Origin of the sequence: Pseudacidovorax sp. 1753 (assembly GCF_040544975.1) — a bacterium.
Lineage (GTDB): Bacteria > Pseudomonadota > Gammaproteobacteria > Burkholderiales > Burkholderiaceae_C > Xenophilus.
In genome coordinates this window covers 1-11,824 of the sequence record NZ_JBEPKY010000044.1, presented here as the reverse complement: position 1 = coordinate 11,824, position 11,824 = coordinate 1, and the positions used below count along the sequence as shown (strand labels likewise).

The window sequence follows — 11,824 nt, the reverse complement described above, 5'->3', positions numbered from 1 at the left end:
CATGCTGGTGCACTCGCTTGCAGTGGCCTCGGGCGTGGGCAAAGCCAGGGCCGCTCGCGTCGGCTGGGTGGCTCTCTGAATTTTGCAGGGCCGACTAATCAAGAACGCAGCACGGTTCGCAGCGCGCGCTCAACGCTTTTCTTTCAGTTGCTCCCCCACCAACCCCCCCAACGCGTCCCCCAGACTCGACGCCGGCATCGCCCCGTGCCGCACCGCCAGCACCGGCTGCGTCGGCGCCGCCGCAATCGGACGCCACCCCAGCAGCTCGTTCTGCCACGCCCGCGCCGTCAGATCATCCACGAGCGCAACGCCAGCCCCGCTGGCCACCAGCGCACAGGCCGCCTGGCCCGAGCGCACCTCGATGCGTGAGGCCGGCGACTGTCCCGCCTTCTCCGCCGCCCGGCGCATCAGCTGCCCTTGCGGCGTGTCCTCGCTGAAGGCGATGAGCGGTTCGCGCAGCAGGTCGGCCATGCGCACGGTGCGGCGCTGAGCAAAGGCGTGATCGGCCGGAAAGACGCAGCCCATAGTCCAGTGCCCCAGCGTCTGCGCCGTGAGCAGCGGATGCGTGACCGGCAGCGTGCAGATGGCGATGTCGGCCTCGTGGTGCACCAGCTGGCCAACCATTTCCCGGGCACGCAGTGTCTCCATGTAGAGCTGCGCCGACGGAAAGCGCTGCGACAGCGCATGCAAGGCCCCCGGCACCAGTTCCAGCCCGGCGCTGGGGCTGCACAGCACGCGCAGGCGCAGGCCGGTGCCGTCGCGCAGGGCCTGGGCGCGCGTCTCGATGCCGCGCACGCCGCGGTAGACCGACTCGACCTCCTCGTACAGCGCCTGCGCCTCGGGCGTCGGCCTCAGCCGGCCGCGGCCACGCTCGAAGAGCTTGAGGCCCAGCTGCAGTTCGATGTGCGACAGCATGCGGCTGATGCCCGGCTGCGACACATGCAGCAGCCGCGCGGCATCGGTGATGGAGCCGGCCAGCATCACGGCGCGGAAGACTTCGATCTGGCGCAGGTTCATAGTCGGCAAAGGGGCTGGGCGTGCATAACGACATGTTATGCAGATCGCGCGTCTTGGTATTTCACGGCAAGCGCGCAAGCGGCCATGATCCCGGCCGTAGCGAAAGACGGAGACACGCAGTTCATGACCATTCGATTCACCCGCCGGGCTGCGCTCGGCTGGCTCGCCGCCTCTGGCGCGGGCGCCCTGCCCTTCACCACCCACGCCCAGGCCGATTGGCCCACCAAGACCGTGCGGATCATCGTGCCCTTCGCGCCCGGCGGCGGTGCGGACAGTTCGGCCCGCGTGCTGGGCGACCTGTTGTCGCCACTGCTCGGCCAGGCCGTGATCGTCGAGAACAAGCCCGGCGCCGGCAGCGCCATTGGCGTGATGGCAGCCGCCCAGGCGCGCGACGGTCACACGCTGCTGATGGCCAGCAACAGCATGGTCATCAACCCCGCGCTCAACCCGCAGATCGGCTACGACCCCATCGCCGACTTCGACGCGGTGGGCATGGTCTCCGACCAGCCGCTGGTGCTGGTGGTGCCGGCCAGCTCGCCCATCCGCTCGATTCAGGAGCTGGTGGCACAGGCCAAGGCCAAGCCGGGGCAGTTGAGTGCCGGCAACAGCGGCACGGGCACGCTGGCGCACATCGCCTCGGAGATCTTCGCGGGCCAGGTGGGCGCGGAGATCGTGCCGGTGGCCTACAAGGGCGAAAGTGCGCTCATGCCCGACCTGATCAGCGGGCTGCTGGGCTTCGGCTTCCTCAACCTGCCGAGCGTGGCGCCGCACATCAAGGCGGGCAAGCTGCGGGCGCTGGCAGTGTCGTCGTCGCAGCCGGTGGCAGACCTGCCGGGTGTGCCGACGGTCAAGTCGCTGGGCTATCCGGCACTGGAGGTGCGCGGCTGGGCCGCCCTGCTGGCGCCGCACGGCAGCATTGCGCCGGCCGGGCTGGCACGGCTCGAAGCCGCGCTGGCCAAGGTGCTGGCCTCGGAGACGGTCAAGTCCAAGTTCGCCATGCTCAATGTGGAGCCGGTGGTGATGGACCGCCAGGCCACCGCCCGCTTCCTGCAGGCCGAGACGCGCCGCTATGCCGACATCGTGAAATCGCGTGGAATCAAGGCAGGCTGAGTCGATGACGCTGACGACGACGAAGCCCGCCGACGCCCTGCCGGCCATCGAGGCCGACGTGCTGGTCTGCGGCGGCGGCGTGGCCGGCACGGTGGCCGCGGTGGCCGCCGCGCGCCAGGGTGCCCGCACCGTGCTGATGGAGCGCTACGGCTTCCTCGGCGGCAACGCCACGGCCGGGGCCGTCGCCCAATTCAACAGCTGGCAGACGGCTGCCGGCCGCCGCGTGGTCGCCGGCCTGGCGCAGGAGGTGGTGGAGCGCCTGCGCGACTACGGCGGCGCGGGCGAGCACCACAGCTTCGTCATGTCCACCGGCCACCGGATGGACCGCGTCGAATACGCGCCCGAGCTGCTCAAGCTGGTGCTGGACGACCTCGTGCGCGAGGCCGGCGTGCAGCCGCTGCTGCATGCCACGCTGCTGGACGTGCAGCGCGAGGGCCGGCGCATCGCCTCGGTGCGCGTGCTGACCAAGGGCGGCCTGCGCACCGTTCGGCCGCAGGTGCTGATCGACACCTCGGGCGACATGGACGCCATGAAGCAGGCCGGCGCCACCTTCCTCGAACTGGGCGATGGCGAGGCCCTGCAGCCCGCAACCATGATGTTCCGCTTCGGCCCCATCGACTTCTCGCGGCTCGACGCCCTGACGAGTGAAGAAAAGGAGGCCATCGCCCGCCGCGGCTTCGAGCAGGGCGAGCTGGCCCGGGCAGCGCTGCATCTGGCGCGCGACCCGTTCTCCGACGACGGGTGGTTCAACATCAGCCGCCTGGGCATCGACGCCACCGACCCGATGGCCCTGGGCCGCGCCGAGATCGAAGGCCGCCGCCAGGCCTGGCGCGCCGCGGCCTTCCTGCAGCGCGCGCTGCCGGGCTGCGAGCGTGGCCGCCTGCTCAACTTCGGCACGCAGGTCGGCATCCGCGAGACGCGCCGCGTGGCCGGCGACCACGTGCTCACCGCCGAAGAACTGCTGCGGCCCGAACCCTTCGCCGATGCGATTGCCGCGGGTGCGTACCCCATCGACATCCACCCCGCCGCGGGTGGTGGGCTGACCTACCGCTCGCTGGGCGAGGAGCATGCCTACCGCATCCCGCTGCGCAGCCTGATCCCGCGCGGGATGGACAACGCCCTGGTGGCCGGCCGCGGCATCTCGGCCACCCATGAGGCGCTGGCCGCGGTGCGGGTGATGACGATCTGCATGGCGATGGGCCAGGCGGCGGGCACGGCGGCGGCGTTGGCGGTGCGCGCGGACGGTGGGGCCGACCTGCGCGCCATCGACGTGCAGGCCCTGCGGCGCCAGCTGCTGGCCGACGGCGCCTGCCTGGCCTGACACGGCCAGGCGCGCTGGATGTCGGCCTCCCCCGATAATCCGCGCCCATGAATCCCCTGCTCGACAGGCTGCAGCCCTATCCCTTCGAACGGCTGCGGCAGCTCTTTGCTGGCGTCACGCCCAGCGCCGCCTTCTCGCCCATCAGCCTGGGCATCGGCGAACCCAAGCATCCCACCCCGCCCTTCATCAAGCAGGCCCTGATCGAGGGCCTCGACTCCCTCTCCGGCTATCCGGCCACGGCCGGCGACCTGAAGCTGCGCACCGCCTTCACCAATTGGCTGCAAACGCGCTACGGCCTGGCGCTCGATCCGGCCACGCAGGTGCTGCCGGTCAACGGCTCGCGCGAGGCGCTGTTCGCGCTGGCGCAGACGGTGGTCGACAGCAGCCGCACCCCGCGGCCCATCGTCGTCTCGCCCAATCCCTTCTATCAGATCTACGAGGGCTCGGCCCTGCTGGCCGGCGCCGACGTCTGGTACGCACCCAGCGACCCGGCCCGCAACTTCGCGGTGGACTGGGACAGCGTGCCGGCCGAGGTGTGGCAGCGGACCCAGCTGGTGTATGTCTGCTCGCCGGGCAACCCGACCGGGGCCGTCATGCCGCTCGACGAATGGCGCAAGCTCTTCGCCCTCTCGGACGAGCACGGCTTCGTCATCGCCTCGGACGAGTGCTACAGCGAGATCTACTTCCGCGACGAACCGCCCCTGGGCGGACTGGAAGCCGCGGCCAAGCTGGGCCGCGATTTCCGCCGGCTGATCGCGCTCACGTCGCTTTCCAAGCGCAGCAACGTGCCCGGCCTGCGCAGCGGCTTCGTCGCCGGCGACGCCGAGATCATCAAGCGCTTCCTGCTCTACCGCACCTACCACGGCAGCGCCATGAGCGGCCTCGTGGCCGCCGCCAGCATCGCGGCCTGGGGCGACGAGACCCATGTGGTGGACAACCGCGAGCAGTACCGCCGCAAGTTCGCCACCGTCACGCCGATCCTGGAGTCGGTGCTGGATGTGCGCCTGCCCGACGCCAGCTTCTACCTGTGGGCCGGCGTGCCCGCAGCCTGGAACGGCGACGACGCGGCCTTCGCCCGCGCCCTGTACGCTCAATACAATGTGACGGTGCTGCCCGGCAGCTACCTGGCGCGCGAGGCGCAAGGCAGCAATCCCGGCCGCGGCCGCGTGCGGATGGCCCTGGTGGCCGACACCGCCGAATGCACCGAAGCCGCGCGCCGCATCGCCGAATTCGCCACCCAGGCACCTTCGGCCTGAGCCGCGCCCCACTTCTTCTCGCCTCTCCCTTCGAGTCCGAATCCAATGACCCAGCAACTGCAACAGATCATCGACGCCGCGTGGGAAGACCGCGCCGCCCTCTCCCCCAGCCAGGCCCCCAAGGAAGTGGCCGACGCGGTCGAGCATGTGATCGTCCAGCTCAACAACGGCAGCCTGCGCGTGGCCACCCGCGAAGGCGTGGGCCAATGGACGGTGCATCAGTGGGTCAAGAAGGCCGTGCTGCTGTCCTTCCGCCTGAAGGACAACGAGCAGATCCAGGCCGGCAGCCTGGGCTTCTACGACAAGGTGCAGACCAAGTTCTCGCACCTGTCGGCCGATGAGCTGAAGCAGGCCGGCGTGCGCATCGTGCCGCCCGCCGTCGCCCGCCGTGGCAGCTACATCGCCAAGGGCGCGATCCTGATGCCCAGCTACGTCAACATCGGCGCCTACGTGGACGAAGGCACCATGGTCGACACCTGGGCCACCGTGGGCAGTTGCGCCCAGGTGGGCAAGAACGTGCACCTTTCGGGCGGCGTGGGCCTGGGCGGCGTGCTGGAGCCCCTGCAGGCCAACCCGACCATCATCGAGGACAACTGCTTCATCGGCGCCCGCTCCGAAGTGGTCGAAGGCGTGATCGTCGAAGAGAACTCGGTGCTGGGCATGGGCGTGTACATCGGCCAGAGCACGCCGATCTTCAACCGCGACACAGGCGAGATCAGCTATGGCCGCGTGCCCTCGGGCAGCGTGGTCATCAGCGGCAACCTGCCCAAGAAGACCAAGTCGGGCCAGGACTACAGCACCTACGCCGCCATCATCGTCAAGACGGTGGATGCGCAGACCCGCTCCAAGACCAGCCTGAACGACCTGTTGCGCGACTGACCTGCCGGGCAGCGGCCGCCTGCGGGCGGCCTTTTTCTTGCAAGCCCCACCACCACACGCCGTACATTCACTCTGGAGCCGCCATGGGAACGATGGAGCGCATTCTTCGACTGATGGCCGAACGCCAGGCCTCCGACGTTTACCTGTCGCCGAAGGCTGCCGCGCTGATCCGCATCAACGGCCAGTGCATGCCGATCAACGGCCAGATCCTGCCCGTGTCGGCGCCGCTGGAGCTGCTGCGGGAGATCATCGACGAGAAACGCATGGCCGAGTTCGAGCGCACCGGCGAGCTCAACACCGCCGTGCCGCTGCGCGACGTGGGCAGCTTCCGGGTGAGCGCGATGCGCCAGCGCGGCAGCTGCGCCGTGGTGGTGCGCTTCATCCCCGTGACCGTGCCGCCCTTCGACACGCTGGCGTTGCCGCCGGTGCTCAAGACGCTGGTCATGGAGCGCCGCGGGCTGATCCTGATGGTCGGCGCCACGGGTTCGGGCAAGTCGACCACGCTGGCCTCGATGCTGGACCTGCGCAACGAGAGCACGCCCGGCCACATTCTCACCATCGAGGAGCCCATCGAGTTCGCCTTCCAGAACAAGAAGTCGGTGGTCAACCAGCGCGAAGTGGGCCACGACACGGCCACGCTGGAGACCGCCCTGAAGAACGCGCTGCGCCAGGCGCCCGACGTGATCCTGATCGGCGAGATCCGCGACCGCGAGACCATGAGCGCCGCGCTGGCCTATGCGCAGTCGGGCCACCTGGTGCTGGCCACGCTGCATGCCAACAACGCTTACCGCGCGCTCAACCGCATCCAGAGCTTCTACCCGCTGGAAGTGCGCTCGACGCTGCTCAACGACATGGCCAGCGGCCTGCGCGCCGTGATCGCCCAGCGCCTGCTGCGCACGCCGCAGGGTGCGCGCGTGCCGGCGGTGGAGGTGATGCTCAACACGGCGCTGGTGCGCGACCTGATCGAGCGCGGCGACTTCGACGGCATCAAGGACGCCATGGAACACTCCATGGCCGAGGGCTCGCAGACCTTCGAGGAAGCGATCGCCCGGCTGGTGCTGGAGGGCAAGGTCAGCCGCGACGAGGCCCTGGTGCACGCCGACTCGCCCGCGAACCTGATGTGGCGGCTGCAGAACGAAAACCGTCCGCGCGAGCCCGGCAAGGCCGAGCCCCCGCTGATGCAGCAGACCGAGGCGCCGACGTTCACGGACATCACGTTGGATGTGCATCCGGGGTGATGAGCGTTCACCCCCCATGCCGCTTCGCGGCTCCCCCCTCTCTGGCGCCTTCGGCTTGGAGGGGGGCGCACCCAGAGGCCTGGCGAAGCCAGTTCCTCGGGTGCTCTGGGGTGGCCTGCTCCGCGGCCTTCTGATGACTCGATAAATTGCGGCTTCTGGCGCTTTCGTCCGCGCGCCGGATCGCTCGCGCCAAGGGCCTGTGCCCTAACCATTTTTTCGGGGACACCAAAGCTCATGGCGTCCCTTTCTTTCCGCCATTGCCATGACCCGAACCCTGCAACTCGCCGAAGAACTGATCGCCTGCCCTTCCGTCACGCCCGAGGACGCGCAGTGCCAGCAGATCCTGGGCGAACGCCTGGCCCCATTGGGCTTCACGCTCGAGACCATCGCGAGCGGGCCCGACGACTTCCGCGTGACCAACCTGTGGGCGGTGCGCGGCGCGCCGACGGCGCCGACGCTGGTCTTCGCCGGCCACACCGACGTGGTACCCACCGGGCCGCTGGAGCAGTGGACCAGCCCGCCCTTCACCCCGACGCATCGCGACGGCAAGCTCTACGGCCGCGGGGCCTGCGACATGAAGAGTTCGCTGGCGGCCTTCGTCGTCGCCATCGAGGAATTCCTGGCCGCCCATCCCGACCCCACGCTTCGCCTGGCCCTGCTGCTGACCAGCGACGAGGAAGGCCCCGGCGTCGATGGCACGGTGGTGGTCTGCAATCAGCTGGCGGCGCGGGGCGAGCGGCTGGACTACTGCATCGTCGGCGAGCCCACCTCGGTCAGCCGCTGCGGCGACATGATCAAGAACGGCCGCCGCGGCACCATGAGCGGCAAACTGACGGTGCATGGCGTGCAGGGCCACATCGCCTATCCGCACCTGGCGAAGAACCCGGTGCATGCCTTCGCGCCTGCACTGGCCGAGCTGGTGGCCATCAATGCCGCCGGCGGCTGGGACCCGAAGCCCAACCCCTACTTCCAGCCGACCAGCTGGCAGATCAGCAACATCCATGCGGGCACGGGTGCGAGCAACGTGATCCCGGGCCATGCGGTCATCGACTTCAACTTCCGCTTCTCCACCGAGGTCACGGCCGAGGCGCTGCAGCAGCGCGTGCAGTCGGTGCTGGATGCGCACGGCGTCGAATACGACCTGAAGTGGACCATCGGCGGCCTGCCCTTCCTGACCACGCCGGGCGCGCTGGTCGAGGCCGTGCAGGCGGCCATCCGCGACGAGGCGGGCATCGAGACCGAGCTCTCCACCAGCGGCGGGACCAGCGACGCCCGCTTCATCGCCAAGGTCTGCGCGCAGGTGGTGGAGCTGGGCCCGGTCAACGCCAGCATCCACAAGATAGACGAGCACATCGAGGTCGCGGCCATCGAGACGCTCAAGAACATGTACCGCCGCACCATCGAGCGGCTGGAGGCCGTCGCCCATGTCTGAAGACACCGCCCTGACGGTGATGGCCCTGGTGCAGGAGGCCGAGCAGCGCCTGGTCCAGGCCGGCGTCGCCTTCGGCCACGGCACCACCAACGCCTTCGACGAGGCCGCCTGGCTGGTGCTGTGGCGCCTGCGCCTGCCGCTGGACCAGTTGGACGAGAACGCCGAGCGCGCCGTTGCGCCCGGCGCCGCGGCGCAGGTGCGCGCGCTGGTCGACGAGCGCATCGCCACCCGCAAGCCTGCCGCCTACTTGACCAAAGAGGCCTGGCTGCAGGGCGTGGACTTCTACGTGGACGAGCGCGCCATCGTGCCGCGCAGCTTCATCGCCGAACTGCTGGCCGACGCGAGCATCGACAACTGGCTGGGCGAGCACACGCAGCGCGTGCTGGACCTGTGCACCGGCAACGGCAGCCTGGCCGTGCTGGCCGCCCTGGCCTGGCCGGAGGTGCAGGTCGATGCCGCCGACATCTCGCCCGAGGCGCTGGAAGTGGCGGCCATCAACGTCGCGCGTCATCAGCTCGATGCCCGCGTGCGTCTGCTGCAGTCCGACGGGCTGGCAGGTGTCGATGGCGTGTACGACCTGATCCTGTGCAACCCGCCCTACGTCAACGCCGCCAGCATGGCCGCGCTGCCGCAGGAATACCGCGCCGAGCCCGAACTGGCGCTGGCCGGCGGCGCCGACGGCATGGACTTCGTGCGCCGCCTGCTCGCCGATGCCCCCACGCGCATGAGCGAACACGCCGTGCTGGTGCTGGAGATCGGCAACGAGCGGCCTTTCTTCGAGGCCGCCTTTCCCCACCTCGAGGCCGTCTGGCTCTCGACCAGCGCCGGCGACGACCAGGTGCTGCTGCTGACCCGCGACGCCCTCGTCGCCCACTCATGATCATCCTGAACAACGTCGTCCTGCGCCGCGGCACCAAGGTGCTGCTCGACAGCGCGAGCGTCACCCTCAACCCCGGCGAGAAGGTCGGTCTGGTCGGCCGCAACGGTGCCGGCAAGTCCACCCTGTTCGCCCTCCTCAATGGCACCCTGCACGAGGACGGCGGCGACTTCAGCATCCCGAAGCAATGGCGCATGGCCCAGGTGGCCCAGCACATGCCCGAGACTGAGGACTCGGCCACCGACTTCGTGGTGGCCGGCGACACCCGCCTGGCCGAAGCCCGCGCGGCCCTCGCCACCGCCGAGGCCCTGCATGCCGCCAATCCCGACGACGCCGATGCCGGCATGGCCCTGGGCCAGGCCTACAGCGACATCGCCGATGCCGGCGAGCACGACGCCGTGCCGCGGGCGCAAGCCCTCATCATGGGCCTGGGCTTCAAGCTGCACGAGCTGGACCGGCCGGTCAACAGCTTCTCCGGCGGCTGGCGCATGCGCCTGCAACTGGCCCGCGCGCTGATGTGCCCCAGCGACCTGCTGCTGCTGGACGAGCCCACCAACCACCTGGACCTGGACGCCCTGGTCTGGCTCGAAGCCTGGCTGCAGAAGTACGACGGCACGATGCTCGTCATCAGCCACGACCGCGAGTTCCTGGACGCCGTGACCAACGTCACCGTGCACATCGAGCAGGCCAAGCTCACACGCTACGGCGGCAACTACAGCAAGTTCGAGGACATGCGCGCGTTGCGCATGGAGCAGCAGCAGATCGCCCACGAACGCCAGCAGGAAAAGATCGCCCACCTTCAGAAGTTCATCGACCGCTTCAAGGCCAAGGCCAGCAAGGCCAAGCAGGCGCAGAGCCGGGTCAAGGCGTTGGCCCGCATGGAGCGCGTGGCCCCGCTGCTGGCCGAGGCCGAATTCACCTTCAGCTTCAAGGAGCCGGCCAACCTGCCCAATCCGATGCTCAGCATCACGGATGCGAGCTTCGGCTACATGCAGGAAGACGGCAGCGCCACCACCATCCTGTCGGGCGTGAGCCGCGGCGTGCTGGCCGGCCAGCGCATCGGCATCCTGGGCGCCAACGGGCAGGGCAAGTCCACCTTCGTGAAGACGGTGGCGCACGACCTGCCGCTGGTCTCGGGCACCGTGACCGAAGGCAAGGGCCTGGCGATCGGCTACTTCGCCCAGCAGGAGCTGGACGTGCTGCACGAGACCAGCAACCCGCTGGAGCACATGGTGCGCCTGGCGCGCGAGCTGGGCTCGGCCGCGCCGGCCGCCCGCACCGAGCAGGACCTGCGCGGCTTTCTGGGCAGCTTCAACTTCAGCGGCGACATGGTCAAGCAGCCGGTCGGCACCATGAGCGGTGGCGAGAAGGCGCGCCTGGTGCTGGCCATGATGGTGTGGCAGCGCCCCAACCTGCTGCTGCTGGACGAGCCGACCAACCACCTGGATCTGGCGACACGCGAGGCCCTGGCCATGGCGCTGAACGAGTTCGAAGGCACGCTGATGCTGGTGAGCCACGACCGCGCCCTGCTGCGCACCGTGTGCGATGAGTTCTGGCTGGTGGGCCGTGGCGAGGTGCGCGACTTCGACGGCGACCTGGACGACTACCAGCGCTATCTGCTGGACGAATCGAAGCGATTGCGCGAAGAAGCCAAGCAGGCGAATGCGGCGGAGGTGGCCGCGTCCGCGGCCGCCGCAGCGCCTGCTCCTGCCAAGGCTGCGGTGCCGATGGCATCCGCCACAGCACCCGTCGCGACCGCTTCTCCTGCCACCGTGTCGACATCGGCGGCACCCGCCGTGGACGGCCGTACGCAGCGCCAGAACGACGCCCGCGAGCGCCAGCGCCTGGCCGAGCAGAGTCGTCCGCTGCGCAAGGAATTGGCAAGTCTCGACCAGCGCATGGCCCAGGCCAACGCCGAGAAGAGCGCACTGGAAGCGCGCCTCGCCAGCCCGCTGCCGCCAGCGGAGATCGCGGAAGCCGGCAAACGCCTCAAGCAGCTCGGCGACGAGATCGAGGCGATGGAGGAGCGCTGGCTGGAACTGTCCGAGGCGCTGGAAGGCATCGGCTCCTGAGCTCAGGTGCGCGCAAAAGGGGTGCCGATCGTCGATGACTCGGTAGCGCGGGCTGATCGAGCATTGGGGCGGACGACACCCTGTGTGATGCGCCTGCTCGATTCGGGACGCTGGACGCTCCGCCAGCCCCGGCCCGCCCGGCCGCCTCGCCCACAGGCTGCGCCGCTCGCTGAACGCTCGCGGAACCTGCGGTGCTCGCCGGATGAGCGCGCGGCGTAACTCGCTACGCGCTTCGCGCTGCGCTCGAACAAACGCCGCGAGTCAGTCACGACCGGCCCGCGGGGGCCGCGGGCCTCGCTCATCCGGCTGCGCGCCTCGGCGCATCCTGAGGGCGAGGCGGCCGGGCGGGCCGGGGCTGGCTCCAGGGTGATCGGGCGTGGTACTCGCCTTTGGTGTCCTTGAAGACAACGCAGACCCATTCACCCGCCAGCCGTTCGGGCTGAAAAAGCGCAGGTCGGCTCACCCAACAACCGTTCGGGCTGAGCCTGTCGAAGCCAGGGCACGTGGGGATCAACGCCCTTCGACAAGCTTGTATGGTTTGGTTTCCATCAACCAAACCGTAAGAAAGGGCGAGGAGCCGGGATGTAGGGACATCGACAGGCATCGGCGGTAGCTTCAGACC

The 11,824-nt window shown here is 69.4% G+C and carries 9 protein-coding genes; 8 read left to right on the top strand and 1 reads right to left on the bottom strand.

The features are described from left to right. Positions 1-129: 129 nt before the first annotated feature. Positions 130-1,017 carry a LysR family transcriptional regulator gene (locus tag ABIC63_RS29625; RefSeq protein ID WP_354322427.1) on the bottom strand — a complete coding sequence of 296 codons (888 nt, stop codon included), beginning with the start codon at positions 1,015-1,017 and terminating at the stop codon, positions 130-132. Between the two features lie 123 nt (positions 1,018-1,140). Between ABIC63_RS29625 and ABIC63_RS29620 the strand changes: the two genes are divergently transcribed. The 8 genes from ABIC63_RS29620 to ABIC63_RS29585 all read left to right on the top strand — a co-directional run bounded on the left by ABIC63_RS29620 (position 1,141) and on the right by ABIC63_RS29585 (position 11,202). Next, positions 1,141-2,127 (top strand): Bug family tripartite tricarboxylate transporter substrate binding protein, encoded by a 987-nt coding sequence (locus tag ABIC63_RS29620; RefSeq protein ID WP_354322426.1) that lies wholly within the window; start codon positions 1,141-1,143, stop codon positions 2,125-2,127. A 4-nt stretch (positions 2,128-2,131) separates the two neighbouring features. Further along, the gene (locus ABIC63_RS29615) at positions 2,132-3,448 is read left to right on the top strand and encodes an FAD-dependent oxidoreductase (RefSeq protein WP_354322425.1); all 1,317 of its coding nucleotides are present in this window, start codon (positions 2,132-2,134) and stop codon (positions 3,446-3,448) included. A gap of 47 nt (positions 3,449-3,495) precedes the next feature. Next, on the top strand, positions 3,496-4,704 hold the full coding sequence (gene dapC / locus ABIC63_RS29610) for a succinyldiaminopimelate transaminase (protein ID WP_354322424.1): 1,209 nt from the start codon (positions 3,496-3,498) through the stop codon (positions 4,702-4,704). A 45-nt stretch (positions 4,705-4,749) separates the two neighbouring features. Further along, positions 4,750-5,583: a 2,3,4,5-tetrahydropyridine-2,6-dicarboxylate N-succinyltransferase gene (dapD, locus tag ABIC63_RS29605; RefSeq protein ID WP_017760573.1), complete on the top strand. Its 834-nt coding sequence runs from the start codon at positions 4,750-4,752 to the stop codon at positions 5,581-5,583. 83 nt (positions 5,584-5,666) lie between these two features. Further along, the gene (locus ABIC63_RS29600; RefSeq protein WP_294365913.1) at positions 5,667-6,821 is read left to right on the top strand and encodes a PilT/PilU family type 4a pilus ATPase; all 1,155 of its coding nucleotides are present in this window, start codon (positions 5,667-5,669) and stop codon (positions 6,819-6,821) included. 262 nt (positions 6,822-7,083) lie between these two features. Next, a complete protein-coding gene (gene dapE / locus ABIC63_RS29595; protein ID WP_354322423.1) occupies positions 7,084-8,253 on the top strand; it encodes a succinyl-diaminopimelate desuccinylase in 1,170 nt (389 codons plus the stop codon). Continuing rightward, positions 8,246-9,133, top strand: a complete 888-nt coding sequence (prmB, locus tag ABIC63_RS29590; RefSeq protein ID WP_354322422.1) for a 50S ribosomal protein L3 N(5)-glutamine methyltransferase — start codon at positions 8,246-8,248, stop codon at positions 9,131-9,133. Before dapE ends, prmB begins: the two co-directional genes overlap by 8 nt. After that, positions 9,130-11,202, top strand: coding sequence for an ABC-F family ATP-binding cassette domain-containing protein (locus ABIC63_RS29585; protein WP_354322421.1), 2,073 nt, complete (start codon positions 9,130-9,132; stop codon positions 11,200-11,202). Before prmB ends, ABIC63_RS29585 begins: the two co-directional genes overlap by 4 nt. The last annotated feature ends 622 nt before the right edge of the window (positions 11,203-11,824 follow it).